Source organism: Flavobacterium azizsancarii (assembly GCF_027980145.1).
Taxonomy (GTDB): Bacteria; Bacteroidota; Bacteroidia; order Flavobacteriales; family Flavobacteriaceae; genus Flavobacterium; species Flavobacterium azizsancarii.
On sequence record NZ_JAMZNK010000015.1, the window covers coordinates 85,503 to 105,722 of the forward strand.

General features: G+C 33.4%; 17 protein-coding genes. 11 read left to right on the forward strand and 6 right to left on the reverse strand.

The annotated features are described in order from the left end of the window. Window positions 1–12: 12 nt before the first annotated feature. From NJT12_RS11345 to NJT12_RS11375, 7 genes are all read left to right on the forward strand, one after another. The gene (locus tag NJT12_RS11345) at window positions 13–1,140 is read left to right on the forward strand and encodes an N-acetylmuramoyl-L-alanine amidase family protein (protein WP_271336024.1); all 1,128 of its coding nucleotides are present in this window, start codon (window positions 13–15) and stop codon (window positions 1,138–1,140) included. 51 nt (window positions 1,141–1,191) lie between these two features. Continuing rightward, on the forward strand, window positions 1,192–2,157 hold the full coding sequence (locus NJT12_RS11350; protein ID WP_271336025.1) for an MlaD family protein: 966 nt from the start codon (window positions 1,192–1,194) through the stop codon (window positions 2,155–2,157). Between the two features lie 4 nt (window positions 2,158–2,161). Further along, complete coding sequence (locus NJT12_RS11355; RefSeq protein WP_271336026.1) at window positions 2,162–3,499, forward strand: 4Fe-4S dicluster domain-containing protein; 1,338 nt, start codon at window positions 2,162–2,164, stop codon at window positions 3,497–3,499. Window positions 3,500–3,637: 138 nt separating this feature from the next. Continuing rightward, window positions 3,638–4,429 (forward strand): (Fe-S)-binding protein, encoded by a 792-nt coding sequence (locus NJT12_RS11360; protein ID WP_271336027.1) that lies wholly within the window; start codon window positions 3,638–3,640, stop codon window positions 4,427–4,429. A gap of 90 nt (window positions 4,430–4,519) precedes the next feature. Then, the gene (locus NJT12_RS11365; protein ID WP_271336028.1) at window positions 4,520–5,002 is read left to right on the forward strand and encodes an ABC transporter ATPase; all 483 of its coding nucleotides are present in this window, start codon (window positions 4,520–4,522) and stop codon (window positions 5,000–5,002) included. Window positions 5,003–5,805: 803 nt separating this feature from the next. After that, window positions 5,806–6,942: an N-acetyl-alpha-D-glucosaminyl L-malate synthase BshA gene (gene bshA / locus NJT12_RS11370; RefSeq protein ID WP_271336029.1), complete on the forward strand. Its 1,137-nt coding sequence runs from the start codon at window positions 5,806–5,808 to the stop codon at window positions 6,940–6,942. A gap of 19 nt (window positions 6,943–6,961) precedes the next feature. Then, entirely contained in the window at window positions 6,962–7,390 is a 429-nt protein-coding gene (locus NJT12_RS11375; protein ID WP_271336030.1) for a protease complex subunit PrcB family protein, read from the forward strand. Between the two features lie 271 nt (window positions 7,391–7,661). Here NJT12_RS11375 and NJT12_RS11380 read toward each other — a convergent pair whose 3' ends face one another. Both NJT12_RS11380 and NJT12_RS11385 read right to left on the reverse strand, forming a co-directional pair. Next, a complete protein-coding gene (locus NJT12_RS11380; protein ID WP_271336031.1) occupies window positions 7,662–8,159 on the reverse strand; it encodes a hypothetical protein in 498 nt (165 codons plus the stop codon). A gap of 146 nt (window positions 8,160–8,305) precedes the next feature. Then, window positions 8,306–9,133 carry a UDP-2,3-diacylglucosamine diphosphatase gene (locus tag NJT12_RS11385; RefSeq protein WP_271336032.1) on the reverse strand — a complete coding sequence of 276 codons (828 nt, stop codon included), beginning with the start codon at window positions 9,131–9,133 and terminating at the stop codon, window positions 8,306–8,308. A gap of 188 nt (window positions 9,134–9,321) precedes the next feature. Here NJT12_RS11385 and aroC point away from each other — a divergent pair, with 188 nt between their 5' ends. The 3 genes from aroC to NJT12_RS11400 all read left to right on the forward strand — a co-directional run bounded on the left by aroC (window position 9,322) and on the right by NJT12_RS11400 (window position 14,073). Continuing rightward, entirely contained in the window at window positions 9,322–10,380 is a 1,059-nt protein-coding gene (gene aroC, locus NJT12_RS11390) for a chorismate synthase (protein ID WP_271336033.1), read from the forward strand. A gap of 53 nt (window positions 10,381–10,433) precedes the next feature. Continuing rightward, complete coding sequence (locus NJT12_RS11395; RefSeq protein WP_271336034.1) at window positions 10,434–11,738, forward strand: dicarboxylate/amino acid:cation symporter; 1,305 nt, start codon at window positions 10,434–10,436, stop codon at window positions 11,736–11,738. A 136-nt stretch (window positions 11,739–11,874) separates the two neighbouring features. Further along, window positions 11,875–14,073 (forward strand): response regulator, encoded by a 2,199-nt coding sequence (locus NJT12_RS11400; protein ID WP_271336035.1) that lies wholly within the window; start codon window positions 11,875–11,877, stop codon window positions 14,071–14,073. A 129-nt stretch (window positions 14,074–14,202) separates the two neighbouring features. Here the strand turns inward: NJT12_RS11400 and NJT12_RS11405 are convergent, their stop codons facing one another. Together NJT12_RS11405 and NJT12_RS11410 are read right to left on the reverse strand one after the other, a co-directional pair. Further along, on the reverse strand, window positions 14,203–15,453 hold the full coding sequence (locus NJT12_RS11405) for a DEAD/DEAH box helicase (protein WP_271336036.1): 1,251 nt from the start codon (window positions 15,451–15,453) through the stop codon (window positions 14,203–14,205). A 124-nt stretch (window positions 15,454–15,577) separates the two neighbouring features. After that, entirely contained in the window at window positions 15,578–16,624 is a 1,047-nt protein-coding gene (locus NJT12_RS11410) for a formimidoylglutamase (protein ID WP_271336037.1), read from the reverse strand. A gap of 98 nt (window positions 16,625–16,722) precedes the next feature. On the opposite strand from NJT12_RS11410, the gene NJT12_RS11415 reads away from it, so the two are divergent. Then, the gene (locus NJT12_RS11415; RefSeq protein WP_271336038.1) at window positions 16,723–17,601 is read left to right on the forward strand and encodes a hypothetical protein; all 879 of its coding nucleotides are present in this window, start codon (window positions 16,723–16,725) and stop codon (window positions 17,599–17,601) included. A gap of 123 nt (window positions 17,602–17,724) precedes the next feature. Here NJT12_RS11415 and hutI read toward each other — a convergent pair whose 3' ends face one another. Further along, window positions 17,725–18,963, reverse strand: coding sequence for an imidazolonepropionase (gene hutI / locus NJT12_RS11420; RefSeq protein ID WP_271336039.1), 1,239 nt, complete (start codon window positions 18,961–18,963; stop codon window positions 17,725–17,727). Between the two features lie 164 nt (window positions 18,964–19,127). Further along, window positions 19,128–20,180, reverse strand: a complete 1,053-nt coding sequence (locus tag NJT12_RS11425) for a glutaminyl-peptide cyclotransferase (RefSeq protein ID WP_271336040.1) — start codon at window positions 20,178–20,180, stop codon at window positions 19,128–19,130. Window positions 20,181–20,220 lie beyond the last annotated feature (40 nt).

Genomic DNA, 20,220 nt, shown 5'->3' on the forward strand with positions numbered 1-20,220 from the left:
ACTTTTAGATTTATGAATATATTTAACAAAATTAAAGTAATATTTACTTTTTTTCTAATGATATCGTCTTTTTGTGCATTCAGCCAATCAAATGTTTTTAAGGTAACACTTGATGCCGGGCATGGAGATCATGACTTTGGCGCTGTTTATAGCGGACGGATCGAAAAAAATATTGCTTTGGCTATTGTTCTAAAAGTGGGAAAGATTTTAGAGTCGACCCCAAATGTTAATGTTATTTATACCCGCAAAACCGATGTTTTTATCGATTTGGTCGAAAGAGCGAATATTGCCAACAGAGCCAATTCTAATATTTTTGTTTCTATTCACTGTAATGCAAATAAAAATACTGCTGCTGACGGAACTGAGACTTATGTAATGGGTTTAAGTAAAGTGGCATCGAATCTTGAAGCGGCGAAAAAAGAGAACTCCGTAATTACCCTTGAGAAAGATTATAAACGTAAATATGAAGGTTACGATCCTAATTCGCCTGAATCTATGATTGGAATTACTATGATGCAAGAAGAATATTTAGACAATAGTATTTCTTTAGCAAGTAAAATCGAAGATAATTTTGAAAAACTGGGAAAAAAATTAAGACAAGGCGGAGTGAAACAAGCGCCATTTATGGTACTTCATAAAGCTTATATGCCAAGAGTTTTAGTAGAAACCGGATTTATTTCTAATCCTACAGAAGGAAATATTCTAAATTCAGAAGAAGGACAAAATGATATTGCAAAAGCCGTTGCCGAAGCAATTATTAGTTATAAAAGAGAGTACTTTGGTAACGGATCTAACGAATCTATAGATGCGAGACCGGTAAAAGATACTTCGACCCCCGTAAAAAATAAAATTGTCGAAAGTGCTGCAGTTGCCAAGAATGCCCCAAAAGGAGTTTTCTTTAAAGTACAGCTTATTGCCAGCATTAAAAAAACACCACTGGAACCTAAAAACTTCAAAGGCCTGAAAAATGTAACAATGTTGTATGAAAACAATATTTATAAATATTTCTATCAGGAAACTTCGGATTATGCAACTGCCAAAAAATATTTGGAAGAAGCTAAAGATAAAGGATATGGAGCTGCTTTTTTAATTGCAAATAAAGACGGAGAAAAAATCAGTATTCAAGAGGCGATTAAATAATAGCCTTTTGTTCGAATATTTATATTAATTTTGTACAAAACACTAAGAATTTTGAAACTAACAAGAGAAATTAAAACGGCTATTTTAGTCATCGCGTCGATTTTATTATTTATTTGGGGCTATAGTTTTTTAAAAGGCAAAGACCTTTTTACAAATTACCAGACATTATATGTAGAATATGATAATGTTGAAGATTTGTCAGCATCAGCACCCGTTACTATAAATGGTCTTACAATAGGTAAAGTAAGTAAAATCAAAATCAATGAAGTAACCGGTAAGTTATTAGTTGAACTTCAGTTAAAAACAGATTTTCCAATTTCTAAAACAAGTAAAGCAGCTTTATATTCTCCAAGTTTAATTGGCGGAAAACAAATAAAGATTATGCCTAATCTTGCGGATAAAGATCCTGCTGTAGATGGTCAGACACTTGAGTCTGTTGTTGAGCTTGGCTTAACAGAATCGTTAGGAGGTAAAATTGAGCCTATTCAGCAAAAATTAGATTTAATGCTGCTTAATATCAATACACTTGTTTCCGGATTAAATAATGTTCTGGATAAAAAAGGACAAGAAGACCTGAAAAAATCATTAGGAGAATTAAGTCAGACTATGGAGCAGTTTCACAGAGCTTCCGGAACTCTTAATTCTATCTTGGATACAAATAAAGGTCAGATTAATGGAGTAGTGACAAACTTTAATAAAATGTCAAGTAACTTCAATAAGATATCTGATTCTTTAAGCAAAGCCGATTTAGGAAAAACAGTTAGAAACCTAAACCAGACTTTAGCTAAAGTAGATGGTATTATGAGTAACTTAAACTCAGGAAAAGGTACTGCAGGTAAATTATTAAATGATGATGCTTTGTATAATAATCTTGCTAAAACTTCAAAAGAGTTAGAGCTGTTATTGCAAGACGTTCGTTTGTACCCAACTCGTTACGTAAATGTTTCTCTTTTTGGAAAGAAAAATAAGCCATATGTGGCACCGGCAGAAGAAGCAGATTCAACTACTAAAAAATAATTAGATGAGTTATTTAGATAATATTTTATTCGCTATCCTCCTTATAATTGGTTTCGGTTTTTTTGCATCGAGCGTAAAAAAAATCATCCGAAACATCAATTTAGGAGTAGATGTAAATCGAAAAGATAATTCTAAAGCACGTTGGAAAAACATGGCTTTGATTGCTCTTGGGCAGTCAAAAATGGTGAGACGCCCTGTAGCCGGAATACTTCATATTTTTGTATACGTAGGTTTTATAATCATTAATATCGAGTTAATCGAAATTATTATTGATGGATTATTTGGAACCCATAGAATTTTTGCTCCTTATTTAGGAGTCGTTTATGATATTTTGATTGCTTCTTTTGAGATATTGGCACTACTTGTAATTTTTGCTGTTGTAGTTTTCTGGATCAGAAGAAATGTGATCAGGTTAAAACGTTTTATTAATCCTGATTTAAACGGATTTCCTAAAAGTGATGCCAATTACATTCTGTACTTCGAAACAGTTTTGATGCTTTTGTTTTTATTGATGAATGCTTCAGATTTACATCTGCAAAATGTTCCCGGAGGATTTTCGCATTTTCATAAAGCAGGAAGTTTTCCAATAAGTCAATTTATTGCACCAATGTTTAACGGATTGTCAAATGAATTGGTTGGATTGTTGTTTGAGGTTTTTTGGTGGTTGCATATTGCAGGTATTTTAGTTTTTATGAACTATTTGTACTTCTCAAAACACTTGCACATTCTTTTGGCTTTTCCAAATACCTATTTTGCAAACTTAAATCCGGAAGGACAGTTTGATAATTTAGCATCGGTTACAAAAGAAGTAAAATTAATGATGGATCCAAATGCCGATCCGTTTGCTGCTGCTCCGGCAGATGAAAATGCTGTGCCAAGTAAATTTGGAGCCAGTGATGTTCAGGATTTAAACTGGGTTCAGCTATTAAACGCTTATACTTGTACAGAATGTGGTCGTTGTACATCGTCATGTCCTGCCAATCAAACCGGTAAAAAATTGTCTCCTCGTAAAATTATGATGGATACAAGAGATCGTTTACAAGAAGTAGGAAAGAATATAGATGCTAATAAAGGTGTTTTTGTTCCGGATAACAAAACATTATTAAACGATTATATTACTCCCGAAGAATTGTGGGCTTGTACATCATGTAATGCATGTGTAGAAGAATGTCCCGTAAATATTAGCCCGTTGTCTATTATTATGGATATGCGCCGTTATCTGGTTATGGAACAAAGTGCTGCTCCAATGCCGTTAAATGCGATGATGACGAATATCGAAAACAATGGAGCGCCTTGGCAATACAATCAGCAGGACAGATTGAATTGGAAAAATGAGAATTAAAATAGTTTAAAAAGTTATTTATTTAACCGTTTATTCGATTGTAAAAAATAAAAAGTTCGGTTTTTAATGTTATGGAAAAGGTTTTTCAAGAGAGCGATTAACCAAATGAACAATTAACCGATTTAATAATAAAGAGACATGTCAGAAAGTTTAGTAGTACCAACAATGGCAGAAATGCTGGCCGAAGGAAAACAACCAGAAGTTTTGTTTTGGGTAGGTTGTGCGGGAAGTTTTGATGATAGAGCAAAAAAAATTACAAAAGCATTTGTGCGAATTTTAAATCGCGCAAATGTTTCTTTTGCAGTTCTTGGTACAGAAGAGAGTTGTACCGGAGATCCTGCAAAACGTGCCGGAAATGAATTTTTGTTTCAGATGCAGGCCATGATGAATATCGAGGTTTTGAATGCTTATGAAGCTAAAAAAATTGTTACGGCTTGTCCGCATTGTTTTAATACTTTAAAAAATGAATATCCTGAATTAGGTGGTCAGTATGAGGTAGTTCATCATACAGAGTTTTTAAAGTCATTACTGGATGATGGAAGATTAACCATCGAAGGTGGTCAGTTTAAAGGAAAACGTATTACTTTTCATGATTCTTGTTATTTAGGAAGAGCCAATAAGATTTATGAAGCGCCAAGAGATTTAATCGAAAAACTGGATGTTGAATTAGTCGAAATGAAACGCTCAAAAGCAAACGGACTTTGTTGTGGAGCCGGTGGAGCGCAAATGTTTAAAGATGCTGAACCAGGAAACAAAGAAGTAAACGTATTACGTACAGAAGACGCTCTTGAAGTACAACCGGATATTATTGCAGCAGGTTGTCCGTTCTGTAATACAATGTTAACAGATGGTATCAAGCACCAGGAGAAAGAAGGGCAAGTGAAAGTGATGGACATTGCTGAGTTAATTGCTAATGCGCAAGATTTATAAAAGGTTCTAAGTTACTAAGATGCTAAGGTTTTAAGTTTTGAAACCTGAAACCTGAAACAAGAAAAACAAACAAGAAAAACAAAAGTAAAAATGTATATACCTTTTGAAGATTTACCAGGTGAGTCCAAAATTTGGATTTATCAATCAAACAGAAAATTTTCTGAGGAAGAATTTTCTGAAATAGAAATTGACCTGAAAGCTTTTGTTGAAGGTTGGGCAGCTCACGGAACAAGTTTAGAAGCTTCGTATGAACTGAAATACAACCGATTCATTATTTTGGCTGTCAATCAGGATGTGCAGGCGGCTACAGGATGTTCTATTGATAGCTCAGTAGAATTTATCCAGAGTTTAGAGAAAAAGTACAACGTTGATTTGTTAGATAAAATGAACGTGACTTTTAAACTAGGTGAACATATCGCACACAAACCTTTAATTGATTTCAAGAAAATGGTTAAAGATAAATCAGTATCTGAGAATACGATTGTTTTTAATAATCTGGTGAACAATATCGAAGAATACAATGAGTCTTGGGAAGTTCCTGCTGCCGATAGTTGGCATAGCAGGTTTTTCTAAGAGGAATTTATATAATATAGAAAAGGCATGATTGCCGCCATCACAACAAACCCGACAGGTTTTTAAAACCTGTCGGGTTTCGTGCGTTTTGTGTAGAAACCTTTGTCAAAGTTTAAAACCAAGAGCGTAAGGAGCTTTGTCGAAAGCTTATGTTTAAAGCGGATCTGTGTGTTTTTTGTCATTTCGACGGAAGAGTCCCGAGCGATAGCGAACAGACGCAGTAAATCACATCCAATATTCGACAAAGATTGATCTTTCTGTACGGAGTTTCTAGTGTGATTTGTCCTTCGTCGAAATGAAAGATTGTGGTTGTTTTACGCGAAATACGTATTAATCTTTGCAAAAAAAGTTTAAAATTCCTTACGTTCTTGGTTTTAAACTCTGACAAAGGAAGATCGTAACAAACCCGACAGGTTTTTAAAACCTGTCGGGTTTAGGATTGAAGTTCTTATGAAAACTAGAGTTCTTATCTAGCCCCGATGGAAGTGATATCCTTTTTCTTGCTGCTGCCAGCAAGGAAAAGATATAGCGGACAGCGGGACATAAGGTTCTTTTGGAAATTAATTTTTCTGCTCCTGAAAATAAGCATGAATATGAGTTTTGAGTTTGGTTAAAATATTGAGCCTTTTATTTGGTTTTCGATGAATTAGAAATTAAGTAATCTGATGTCTAAGATAGTCTAAGATTCTAAGTTAGTCTAATAATCTAATACTCTGATAAATCTAATCTTCACAAAAATCTAACAATCTAAAACTTCGATTAAAAGCTATTTTTGAGTACTTTCGTAGTATTAAATTTAATACATGAAAATAGCAATAGTTTGTTATCCGACATTTGGTGGTAGTGGTGTAGTTGCTACAGAACTAGGCCTTGAATTAGCCAGACGCGGACACGAAATCCATTTTATTACTTATAGTCAGCCGGTTAGGCTGGCACTTTTGAATCCTAATGTTCATTATCACGAAGTAAACGTTCCTGAATATCCTCTTTTTCATTATCAGCCTTACGAGTTGGCTTTGTCAAGCAAATTGGTAGATATGGTAAAATTGTATAAAATTGAGGTTTTGCACGTGCATTATGCTATTCCGCATGCGTATGCCGGTTATATGGCGAAGCAAATGCTGAAGAACGAGGGAATTAATCTTCCAATGATTACAACGCTTCACGGAACGGATATTACATTGGTAGGAAATCATCCTTTTTATAAACCTGCAGTGACTTTTAGTATCAATAAATCAGATTATGTGACCTCTGTTTCCCAGAGTTTGAAAGACGATACCTTGAAGTTGTTTAAGATCAAAAATAAAATACGCGTAATCCCGAATTTTATTGAGTTGGATAAAATGGCAAAAGATCCTCAGGCACCTTGTCATCGTTATGTGATGGCGAAGGAAAATGAACGTATCATTACCCACATCAGTAACTTTAGAAAAGTAAAACGTATTCCGGATATTATTAAGATTTTTTATAATATCCAGAAAGAGATTCCGTCTAAACTTATGATGGTTGGGGATGGTCCTGAAAAAGAGAAAGCAGAAGTTCTTTGTATGGAACTGGGAATTTATGATAAAGTAATTTTCTTTGGAAACAGTAATGAAATTGATAAGATTTTATGCATGACCGATTTGTTTTTACTTCCGTCAGAAACTGAAAGTTTTGGTTTGGCGGCTTTAGAAGCAATGGCTTGCGGAGTTCCTGTTATTTCGAGTAATTCCGGAGGTTTGCCGGAAGTTAATTTCGATGGCTTTTCAGGTTATTTGAGTGATGTTGGTAACGTGGATGAAATGGCTGCAAATGCAATTAAAATCCTTAAAGATGATGCAGTCTTAAATCAGTTTAAAGAAAATGCATTAGAGGTTGCTAAAAAATTCGACATCAAAAACATATTGCCTAAATACGAAGCTTTGTATCAAAGAGCTATCGATGATTATAAAAGCTAGATTATTAAAATAAATACAAATGAAAAAAGTACTTACGGTTTTATTGGTTTTTGTTTTGATGTCGTGTGGAGTAAAAAAAACATCAGATTCGGGTTCGAAATCTTTATATGAAGTTTTAACGGAACAATCTGACGGTGGCGGAAATATCAAGTTTTTTGAAATTTTGACTGAACCAAACGAAATCAAAATGTTAGAAACTGATCCTCATCTGGCCGAAAAAATGAAACATGATGACATTAGCAATTCGAACTATGTTGTTTTGAATATGGGGGAAAAGAATACCGGAGGTTACTCGATTGAGGTTGAAAAAGTAGAGGAAACAGATAAAAATATTATCATTACAGTAAAAGAACTAAATCCTGCTCCGGATGCTATGGTTATGCAGGTAATAACATATCCTTATACGGTAGTAAAAATACATTCTAAAAAAGAGATTATCATTAAATAAGCACTTTTTTTAGGTTAGATTGAGAATTTAACCGCAAAGTGCGCTAAGATTTTTATAATAATACACTTAGAAAACACAAAGTTCGCAAAGCTGTTTCGACACAAAGCTTTGCGCACTTTACTTTTTATAAAATCGAGCATATAAAAAACTTTGCGCACTTTGCGTTAAAATGCATTCTTAATCAATACTTCGATTTCTCTCAAGATTGAAAACAAAAAAGAAATCCTGTCGCTTAAAAACGACAGGATTTCTTTTTATAATTATTTTTTATTTAGAATCTGAATTTAACACCCAATCCTACATCGAATCCAAAGTTGTCATCATCATAATATCCTGATCCAATTTCCGGTCTTGCATCTAGTGATAATGTAATAGGAGCTTCGCTAAATCTATATTCTATACCAATATCTCCGGCTGCGAATACATAAGTTCCGCTGTCATTATATTTAAAATTGTTGTTATAATAATCGTGATCCCAAGCAGCGATACCACCACCAACACCAGCATACCAGTTAAATCCGCCATCGATGTTCCAAACCCATTGGTAAAGAGCAACACCTTTAATCGCGTCAACATCACTGCTGTTTCTCCAGCCTAAATCAAATTCCAGTCTGTTTTTTTGGTTTAATCCTAATTGATATGATATCTCTCCCCCAAATCCGTTATTGTCTCCCAGACGAATCCCTAAAGCGTGTTTCGAAATTTCTTGCGATTGAGCCGTAAACGCTAGACCTAATAGCATAAGGGCAGATAAAATGATTCTTTTCATAAAAATGGTTATTAATTTTTTTCAAATGTACTGTGTCGTATAATTTTCAAACGTATACTATTTTTGAAAATTGTTATATAATTCACATTTTTGAAACTAACCAGGAGTATAGGAAGTAGCTTTTTATCTGTAATGCAGTTTTAATTTTAGATGTTGTTTTTTAATATAGAAGAAATTAACTGAGAACTTAAAATATCCTCCATTTCAAAAAGGTTTTCTTCTTCAGTAAAGTTACTTTCAGCGTAAGAGTATAATTTCCATCGTTTTTTATGGTATTCCAGTGCTGTCAGGTTTTCTACCCAATCGCCGGAATTTAGATATAAAGTAGAGCCGTGTTTGTTCTCTTTTGTTACAATTTTTGGTTCATGTATATGTCCGCAAATCACATAATCGTATTTTTTCTCGATGGCTAAATCTGTGGCAGTAGTTTCAAAGTCTGATATAAATTTGACTGCTTTTTTAACGCTTGCTTTAATCTTTTTAGAAAAAGAATAAGGTTCACGCCCAATTTTTGCCAAACACCAGTTCGCAAATCGATTGCTTAAAATTAAGTAATCGTAACCCAATCCGCCCAATTTTGCAATCCATTTAGAGTGCTGTACAGACGCGTCGAATACATCTCCGTGAAAAATCCAGGCTTTTTTATCGTCTAATTCCAAAACTAATTTATCGACCAAAGCAAAATTTCCCATGTTCATGTCGCTAAATTTTCGAAGAATTTCATCGTGATTTCCAGTGATATAATACACTTTTGTACCCTTGGAAGCCATACCAATTATTCTTTGAATGACCCTTAAATGTGCTTTTGGGAAGTATGATTTTCTAAATTGCCAGGCATCAATAATATCCCCGTTCAGGACTAATGTTTTGGGTTTAATGCTTGATAGATAGTTGTTTAGTTCTTTAGCGTGACTTCCGTAAGTTCCCAAATGGACATCTGAGAGAATGACCAGTTCGACATTTCGTTTTTTCAATTTTTCTTTTTTTGAAGTTTAACAAATAAAAGAAACTCTGGCGAGCTATATTTTATCAAAAGGTTACCAATTTGGCGACAATTTTATTAAATTGTAATTTTTAAACTACTTAACCTTTACTTAATAATACTAATTTTAAATTTTTTAATTTAATTCATAAAACTTACATTTGCTCAAAACAAATTACAATGGCAGGAAATAGCTACGGCACCCTATATAAGGTTACAACATTTGGAGAATCTCATGGTGAAGCTTTGGGCGGAATTATCGATGGTTGTCCATCAGGAATTGAAATTGATTTAGAAGCAATTGAAGTTGAAATGTCCCGAAGAAAACCAGGACAATCAGCAATTGTAACACAAAGAAAAGAACCGGATGCAGTTCAGTTTTTATCCGGAATTTTTGAAGGTAAAACTACTGGAACGCCAATAGGTTTTATTATCCCGAACACCAATCAGAAATCTGATGATTACTCTCATATAAAAGATAATTACAGACCAAGTCATGCTGATTATGTGTACGACCAAAAATATGGTTTTCGTGATTATCGCGGTGGCGGAAGAAGCTCAGCGAGAGAAACAGCAAGCAGAGTAGTAGCCGGTGCAATTGCAAAGCAAATGTTACCTGAAATTAAAATCAATGCTTATGTTTCATCTGTAGGGCCAATTCATTTAGATACGCCATATCAGGATTTGGATTTTTCTAAAATAGAAAGTAATCCTGTTCGTTGTCCTGATGAAAAATCAGCAGCCATTATGGAGGAATACATTCGTGATATCCGTAAACAGGGAGATACTGTTGGTGGAATAGTTTCATGCGTGATTCAAAATGTTCCGGTTGGTTTAGGCGAACCTGTTTTTGATAAATTACATGCTGAGCTGGGAAAAGCAATGCTTTCTATAAATGCTGTAAAAGGTTTTGAATACGGAAGCGGATTTTCTGGTTCTGAAATGAAAGGAAGTGAACATAATGATTTATACAATCCTGACGGAACTACAAAAACAAATCTTTCCGGAGGAATTCAGGGAGGAATCAGTAACGGTATGGATATCTACTTTAGAGTAGCTTTTAAACCTGTTGCGACTATTATGCAAACTCAGGATTCATTAGATAATAAAGGTAATATCACACCAATGACCGGAAAAGGCCGTCATGATCCGTGTGTTGTTCCGCGTGCAGTGCCTATTGTAGAGGCAATGGCCGCAATTGTTTTGGCTGATTTTTATTTGATCAACAAAACATATTAATAAAAATTAAGACAGTGAGGGTCTTGGTATTTTAATTCTAAATAAATAAATTAATGCAAGTAAAAGAAACCAAAAAAAAATCATTTCTTTCAGGGTTAACGGGCCAAATTATAATTGCAATGGTTCTTGGGGCAACTTTAGGAATTATATTGCACAACTCGATTTCGGCCGAGGCAGCGCAATCATTTAGTGATAAAATAAAAATGCTTGCCACCATTTTTATCCGATTGGTACAAATGATTATTTCTCCTTTAGTATTTACAACTTTAGTTGTGGGGATTGCTAAACTTGGAGATTTAAAAACAGTAGGAAGAATTGGAGGAAAGGCTCTTGGATGGTTTTTCACAGCTTCTTTTATATCATTATTAATAGGATTGTTTTATGTAAATATCTTACAGCCGGGAGTTGGTCTGAAATTAGATCATGTAGATATGGCGGCTGCATCTGAGGTAACTGCTAAAACAAAAATATTGTCTTTTGAAAATTTTATTGAACACATTGTTCCTAAAAGTATTTTTGAGGCAATGGCGACTAATGAGATTTTGCAGATCGTTATATTCGCAATATTTTTTGGATTGGCTGCAGCTTCGTTAGGAAGTACTGTGAAGCCGGTTATTAATGCTTTTGATAAAATATCGCATATCGTTTTAAAAATGGTAAATTATGTGATGAACTTCGCTCCAATTGGAGTTTTTGGAGCAATTGCCGGAGTATTTGCAATACGGGATGCAGAAGAGTTATTGATTACCTATTTTAAATTTTTCGGATCGTTTTTAATTGGAATAAGTACGCTTTGGGTAGTTTTAATTCTGGTAGGTTATATTTTCCTGAAAGGAAGAATGACAGAGTTGTTACGCCGTATTGTTGGACCTGTAGCAATTGCTTTTGGAACAACGAGCAGTGAAGCTGTTTTTCCAAAATTAACAGAAGAATTAGAAGATTTTGGTGTAAAAAATAAAATTGTATCTTTTATGTTACCGCTGGGATATTCATTTAATCTTGACGGAAGTATGATGTACATGACCTTTGCAAGTATTTTTATTGCTCAGTTTTATGGTGTGCATTTAGATTTGGGAACTCAAATGGTTATGCTTCTGGTTTTAATGTTAACCAGTAAAGGAATTGCCGGAGTACCAAGAGCAAGTTTGGTAGTTGTAGCGGCTACTTGTGGAATGTTTAAAATTCCTGTAGAAGGAATTGCCCTGATTTTGCCAATAGATCACTTTTGTGATATGTTCAGGAGTGCTACAAACGTATTAGGGAATGCATTGGCAACTTCTGTTGTTGGGCAATGGGAAAATGATAATGATATGGATGACATTCCGGATGGACAGGATGTTATTTCAGATAATATATAAGATATTCGATGTTTTTTAAATAAAAACATATCGAAATATTAAGTAATAAGCAAGCAAATAAAGAAAAGCTGTATTTTTTAATGAAATACAGCTTTTTTTTATTTTTAAGTGTATATTTGATAAAATTAGCCGATTGATGCCCCAAATGCGGAATTTTTTATTGATGTTTTTACTCCTGAATTGTTTCGCCAATTCGGCAAGTGCGCAATCTGAAAGCATGTCAGATGAGAAAATCACAGCACTTGTAAAAAAAGCATGGAATGATTATAAGAAAGCCAATTTCGAAAAATCATTAATTACTTCCAGAGTAGCACTAAATTATGCTACAGCAGCCAAGAATAATTATTTAATAGCAAAATCATACAAAATTATTGCTGGTAATTACAGTGAATTATCAGAGTTTGATAAAGCAATTTTCTTCTATAATAAAGGTTTGTTTTATGCTAATAAAACAAACAACGATTCTATAAAATACAGTCTTTATAATAATTTAGGGAATATATATTGTTTCGAAAAAAAACAATTTGATAAAGGCATCAGTTACTATAAAAAATCAATTGCTTACGGTTTAAAAATTAATGACATGAGCCAGGTTTATTTTACAAATGTAAATATAGCCTGGGCCTATTTTGATATTGGTAAATACGAAGAAGGATATCCTTATTTGAAATTTGTAGGCAATAATATCCAAAAATACGGTGACAGATCTACTGGTATTGTAGTTAATATGCTTAACGGGATGTACATGAGTCATAAAAATGAAAATGTATCAGCAAATGATTTTTTTAAGAAAGCAATAAGGGCCGGAAAAAACAGTGAAGAGAAATCAGATCTGGCATTCGCTCATTTAGAATATTCGAAGTTTTTGAATAAAAACGAAAGGCACAAAGAAGCTTATGAAAACCTCGCTTTATATGATAAAATTACTGATGAATTGTACAATCAGGAAAAACTCAAGAAAGCTTCGAGTGCCGGTTTTAGTCTTGAACTGGATGAATATAAAAGACAGATAGATAAAATAGAAAATGAAAAAGATTCACAATACCAAAGTCTTAAAAAATCAAGAATAATAGTTGTTCTGTTTATTCTGATTTCCCTTATTCTTCTCTTTTTAATTATCACTTTAGTAAAAAATATAAAATTCAAGAAAAAACATAATTTAGAGCTCCTTCAGGCAAAAGAAATTGCAGAAGAAGCCTCTTTGCTCAAAACTCAGTTTATTTCGACTATAAGCCATGAATTGCGCACTCCTTTGTATGGTGTTGTTGGTATTACTAATATGTTGCTTGAAGAACATAAAGAATTATCCCGAAGCCAGCATTTGAGTTCCCTGAAATTTTCAGCGCGTTATTTATTGTCATTAGTAAATGATATTCTCCAGATTAATAAAATTGAAGAGAATAAAGTGGTATTGGAAAATTTGACATTTAATATTTCAGATGAAATTACAATGATCAAAAATTCTCTTTCTTTTTTATCTCAAAAAAATAATAATAAGATTTCAATCACTATAGATCCTGAGATTCCGGAATATTTAATTGGGGATAAGTTGCGGCTTGCACAAATTCTTATGAATTTAGTGAGTAATGCATTAAAGTTTACCAAAGATGGAGAAGTTGAGATTATTGTAAAGCTGCAGAAGGTAGAGGGAAAGATCTATTTTCTTGATTTTCTTATAAAAGATAATGGCGTTGGGATTGCAATTGTAGATCAGGGGAAAATTTTTGAGAAATTTGTTCAGGTTGGCAGAAATGACGAGGATTATCAGGGAACTGGTTTAGGCCTGAGTATTGTAAAAAGATTGTTAGGGCTTTTTGGCAGTACAATAAGTCTTGAAAGTAATGTTGGCGAAGGAACCTCGTTTTTGTTTGTTATTCCTTTTGAATATGATCCTCAGAGAACAAAAAATATTATTGATGAAATCGAAGTTGATTTAACATCACATGAAGTTTATAGAATTTTAATTGTAGAGGATAATCTCATAAATCAATTGGTAACAAAGAAGATCATCGAAAAAAATAATTATATCTGTAAAGTAGTTGACGATGGTTTTGGCGCTTTGGATATATTAGAAAAAGAAGATTTTGATCTTATTTTAATGGATATTAATATGCCTTTGATGAATGGTTTTGAAACTACTAAAAGAATTCGTTTAAAAGGGATAAGAACGCCTATTGTAGCTCTGACAGCTTTTGACAAGGATGAAATTACTGATGAAGCAATTTCGTCTGGAATCAATGATATTATTATTAAGCCATTTGAACCTATTAAATTGTTTAAAATTATAAGCTATTTAATAAATGAGGCGAAAAACGAGTTGAGTATAAACAAATAAACACGAATTTCATTCATTGCCACTAATTCTTTCGTTAAATTAATTTTTCAAACTAATTTTAACTATTAAACTTTGTGCTAATTTGTGAAATTCGTGTTCAGAACTATTTACAATAATAGTATGCTAATACTAATACCAGCGTTTTTTATTTTGCTTAGAAGCGTCTGACTTTCTGGATTTATGTGCTCCACTGCTTCGGTTTGAATTTTTAGGTTTCTCTGCCACTGCTTCAGGACTTCCTGCATGCCATTGATACGGATGATCAGTAATGGTTTTAACATCCACTTTTATAAGTTTTTGAATGTCTTTCCAATATCCGTGTTCATCTTTACTACAAAACGAAATTGCAATTCCTCCGTTTCCGGCACGTCCTGTACGTCCAATTCTGTGTACGTAAGTTTCAGGAATGTTTGGTAAGTCAAAATTGATTACAAATGGTAATTGATCAATGTCAATACCACGGGCAGCAATATCTGTAGCAACCAGAACACCAACTTCTTTATTTTTGAAAGCATCAAGAACACGTTGTCTTGCATTTTGAGATTTATCGCCGTGAATTGCTTCGGCTGCGATATTATTTTTTCTCAGTGCTTTTACAACATTATCAGCTCCGTGTTTTGTTCTTGAGAAAACCAAAACATTCGATAAATCTTCGTTTTTTATTAAATGGTATAATAAATTTCTCTTTTCTGTTTTTTCAACAAAATAAACACGCTGTTCAACGTTTTCTGCTGTTGATGAAACCGGAGAAACTTCGACTTTTGCAGGATCCTGCAAAAACATTTCGGCTAATTCGCGAATTGCAATTGGCATTGTTGCAGAAAACAATAAAGTCTGACGGTTTTTAGGTGTTAGTTTTACGATCTTTTTTACATCGTTTATAAAACCCATGTCCAGCATTTGATCTGCTTCGTCTAAAACTAAAGTGTGTAAATGATCTAAATCAAGAAAACCTTGTTTTTGTAAGTCTAATAATCTTCCTGGTGTTGCAACCAGAATATCAACTCCATTTTTTAACGCATCTACCTGTGGATTTTGCGAAACCCCACCAAAAATCGTCAATTGAGTCAGGTTAGTATATTTGGCATAAGTATCAAAACTTTGTCCAATCTGAACCGCTAATTCACGTGTTGGAGTAACTATAAGAGCACGAATTACTTTAGCTTTTTTTGTTGAGCCTACAATTCGGTGTAATTGATGTATGATTGGGATTGCAAATGCTGCAGTTTTTCCTGTACCGGTTTGTGCGCAACCAATTAAATCCCTTCCTGCCAAAACAATCGGGATAGATTGTTCCTGAATAGGAGTAGGGTTAAGGTAGCCTTCTTCAAATACGGCTTTTTGTATACTTTTTGAAAGTGATAAATCTTCGAATAACATATCTTAGGTATTAAGATTCTAGTTTTAAGTACTAAAATTCTGTGCAAAGATAGGTTTATTCGACCAATCGTTTATTTGAATCTTCTATTATTTGGAAAATATGAGGTTTTAAGCCGGTTGACCTTCATGGCAATTTTTCTTTTTCGTTGTTTGCTTTTATAAAGTCAGTGATTAAGTAACCAATCAATTTACCAATTAAATTATTGTTAGGAGAATCTGCCAAATCGGGTGCTCCTTCGCAAATATGCAAATAAGTCGCGTTTCTGTGTTGTCCGAAAAAGGAAATAAACTGGCGTAATTCTTCAACTGAAAATCCGCTGATTGTCATGGCGCTACTGGCAATATTGGGAATTGCATCCAGATCTATTTCTATACCAAAAGAATCTGTTTTGATAAATTCTAATGCTAAAGCCATTTCTCTGTTAAAGTCTTTTTCTTTGCGAATATTTACACTGTCGTAAGTATTGTATCGAACCCTGTCTTCCAGTTTTTTGATGATATCCAAAACACTTTTTGAAGTATAGTTTTCATGTAAGCCAAAAATGAAATATTTTTTTAAGAAACCTTCTTCATACGCATATGAAAACCCGTTTCCGCTATGACGGCCTTCAAGGATCCTAAAATCTGAATGGGCATCAAAATTAATAGCATTGATTGGTTTTCCTTTGGCCAGAGCAGAACCTTTTATATTTCCGTAAGCATTATTGTGACCTCCGCCAATGATGATCGGGATTTTTCCTGCTTTTACGATATTAAAAATAATATGCGAGACCTCCTTGTCGATTTTTTCAACAAGCTGGCTCAATTTTGAGCGATCGTCAATATCATTGAAATCAAGATTTTCGACATCACGCATTTCCTGGGTGACATTAATTTGTCCTAAAACAATAATCTGACTGCCTTTAGCAAAGCGATTGTGCTGGATGTTCGCAATACTTTTTATAGCGCTTTCCCATGCGGATGCTGCTCCGGGCCTTCCGTAATTGGCGCGCACACCAATATCTTCGGGGATTCCCAAAAGCACATATTTGGCTTCGCTTTCTTTCAGAAAATTAATTTTATCAACTCCTTTCGGAATGATAATCATCTTTTCTCCGAACTTTATTTCACCACTGCGATGATTTGTGACTTTTGCTAAATCATTAATAGTAAAAGGAATTAATTTCTCCATGAAAAAATTTTATTTTCCAAAAATAATATAATTGTAGTAACTTACGTTATAACCTTATATTAATTCTTAAATTTGTTTTAAAGAAAATTATTTTAAATATGGAAAACCCAAAGAACAACAACTCAAGTCTAAAAGCGGTAATCGCAGTTTTAGCAGTCCTACTGATTGGTAGCTTAGTGTATATTTTTAAATTATCGTCTGATTCAGATGTTACAAAAACTGAACTTACAACAACTCTAACAGAGAAAGAATCTGTTATGAAAGATCTGCAAGAGTTAAAAACAACTTATGATGCTGCAATCGCTGAAAATACTTCTATGTCTGATGAATTAATTCAGGAAAGAGATAAAGTAGTAGCTCTAATGGATGATTTGAATAAATCAAAAGGAGATGTATCTAAATTTAGATCTCAGGTTCAGGCAATGCAAGGTAAAATGAAAACTCTGGTTGCTGAAAATGATGAATTGAAAAAACAAAATGGTGTTTTAACAACTCAAAGAGATAGTACAATCGTAGTTTTAGGAGAATCTAAAAAGTACAATGAAGTATTAGTTGGTCAAAACGAAGAATTAGCAAAAACTGTTGAAAAAGGGGCTAAATTATCAATTTTGAACACAAAAACTTCTGCTTACAAACTTAGAAGTTCTGGAAAACAAATTGAAACTGATAAAGCAAGCCGTGCAGATATTTTGAAGATTAGTTTTACTGTTGCTGAAAACCAAATTGCAAAATCAGGTGATAAAACGTATTATGTACAAGTTATCGATGCTAAAAATAATGTTTTAGGAGATAAAAAAACAGAAAATTTTGGTGATAATACTTTAACTTATAGTTTTAAAACTACTGTTAAGTATGAAAACAAAACAGTGAATGTTAGTGAAGATTTACCAGGTAAAGATTTTGCTAAAGGAACTTATTTTATCAATGTTTTTGATAATGATGAATTAGTTTCTAAAACTAGTTTTAACTTAAGGTAAAAACTAGTATTTTAGAATAATAATACCACTAAAATATTAAAGGTCTGCGAAGTTTTCGCAGACCTTTTTTTATGGAATTAGATGATCTCTTTAATTGCTTTTAGAATCTGTTTGAAAAGTCTTTTACATTAAGATTTCGCCTTCAAGAAAAACGCTTTCGATGAGATTACTGCCAAAAGCATATGGAATCTGATAATAAGACGAAATAGGTTTCGTAAGGATTAAATTGGCTTTTTTTCCTTTAGTGATGCTTCCGTGGGTTTCAGAGATTCCCATAGCATAAGCGCCATTTATTGTTGCAGCATTAATGGCTTCTTCAGGAGTCATTTTCATTTTGATACAAGCTGTTGCCACTACAAAATTCATATTTCCGGACGGAGTAGAACCTGGATTAAAATCTGTAGCCAAAGCAATTGGTAAGCCTGCTTTTATCATTTCTCTGGCTGGCGTGTACGGAATACTTAAAAAATAAGAACATGATGGTAATGCTACAGGCATTGTTTCTGTGTTTTTTAAAGCGTTGATATCTTCTCGTGTCATAATTTCGAGATGATCGACAGAAAGGGCTTTAAATTTAATTCCGGCCTGTATTCCTCCAATAGAATTAAACTGATTTACATGGATTTTTGGTTCTAAGCCGAATTTAATTCCGGCTTCCATTATTTTTTCAGTTTCTTCAACAGAAAAATAACCAGTCTCGCAAAACACATCAATGTAATCTGCTAATTTGTTTTGAGCAATTTCCGGCAGCATTTTAGTGATGATTTCTTCGATATAACCTGCTTTATTGTCTTTGTAATGAAGCGGAAAAGCATGAGCGCCTAAAAAGGTAGCTTTTATTGAAATTGGATAATTTTTAGATAATTTTTTAATAACACGCAGCATTTTTAGTTCGCCTTCAATTGTTAAGCCGTAACCGGACTTTATTTCGACAGCTCCGGTTCCTAAATGCATGACTTCTTCTAAGCGTAGTCTTGATTGCTCATAAATTTCTTCTTCAGAAGTTTCGTTGAGTTTCTTGGCTGAATTTAAAATTCCGCCGCCGCGATTAGCAATTTCTTCATAAGAGAATCCGTTGATTCTGTCTACAAATTCCTGTTCGCGATTTCCTGCATATACAATATGTGTATGACTGTCGCACCATGAAGGCAAAACAATTCTTCCTGTTGCATCAATAACTTTGTCAGCTTTGATTTCCGGAAGATTTCCCATAGAACCAAAATCTATGATAAGATTGTCTTTTATAATTAAAAATGCATTTTTTATAGAAGGAAGAACTGCCATTTCGGCCCCTGAAACTTTAGGGACAGAAGTTTCACGAACCTGAAGTAATTCTTTTATGTTTTTGATGAGAGTAATCATTATATGAATTTAGTTGTATTAGAGAAAAGACTTTTTTGATATTTAGCTATTAGATTAAAACACAAATTTCACAAATTATCACGAGCTAATCCGTGAAATCTGTGAAATTCGTGTTTAATATTGGAATTTGAAATTAAAAAAAATTGAATATTTCCTTTTAACTTTTATTCTGAAACTGTTATTTCGAACATTTTACTCCAGTTTTTTCCTGTTACAAAGATTGTTTTTGTTTTAGGATTGTAAGCAATACCGTTTAAAACATCATCTTTGGTTACATCCGGCATCAATTTGCGTAAACCTGACATGTCCAGAATTCCTTCAACCGCTCCGGATGTTGGATTTACAACTGCAATCGCATCTTTAAACCAAACATTGGTGTAAATCTTTCCGTTAATCCATTCTAATTCATTGATTGCTTTAATTTTTGACGTTCCTGAGTATACATTGATATAATCTACCATTTTTTGAGTTGCCGGATCCATTTTCCAGATTTTCTCTGTTTTATCAGTCTGATAGATGTATTTTCCATCATTTGTCATTCCCCAGCCTTCAATGTCTTTATCGTAAGCAAATGTTTTTTCTAATTTTAATGTGTTTGCATCATAAATGAAACCGGTTTTGTTTTGCCACGTCAACTGAAACAATTTTCCGTTGATAAAAGTAATTCCTTCACCAAAATATTTTTTGTCAAGATCAATTTGTTTGTAGATTTTTCCTGTTTTATAATCGTATTTTCTTAAGTAAGAAGCGCCTTCTTGTCCTGTGCTTTCATACAAAGTATCCTTATAGAACTCTAAACCTTCAGTAAAAGATTTTTTATCGTGAGGGTAAGTATTGACTATTTTATATTTTAAAGGTTTAGCTTCAATATTAGAAACTAATTCGATTCTTTTGGTTGCATCAGAAGAAGCAGATCCAAAATAAACTGAAGCTTTTAAGTATTGATATCCTAATTTTTGATCTTTTAATGCGAAATTAAATTTTTGAGCACCTTTTGTGCTTCCCACTTTTTTGTCGTTGACAAAGTATGCAATGCTGTCGATTTCTTTCGAATTTGGGTTCAAAATTCCAATAGAAATTGATTCTTGTTGTGTAAAATGAGCCGGAAAAGCAGAATCATCAATATTAAATAAAGAATTTTCAGCTTTATTTTTATCTCCACATCCAATTAATGTGATTCCTAATAAAATGACAGTTAGGAAGTTATATTTTTTCATAGTTAAAAATTTGAATAAGCCAATATACGACGATATTTTT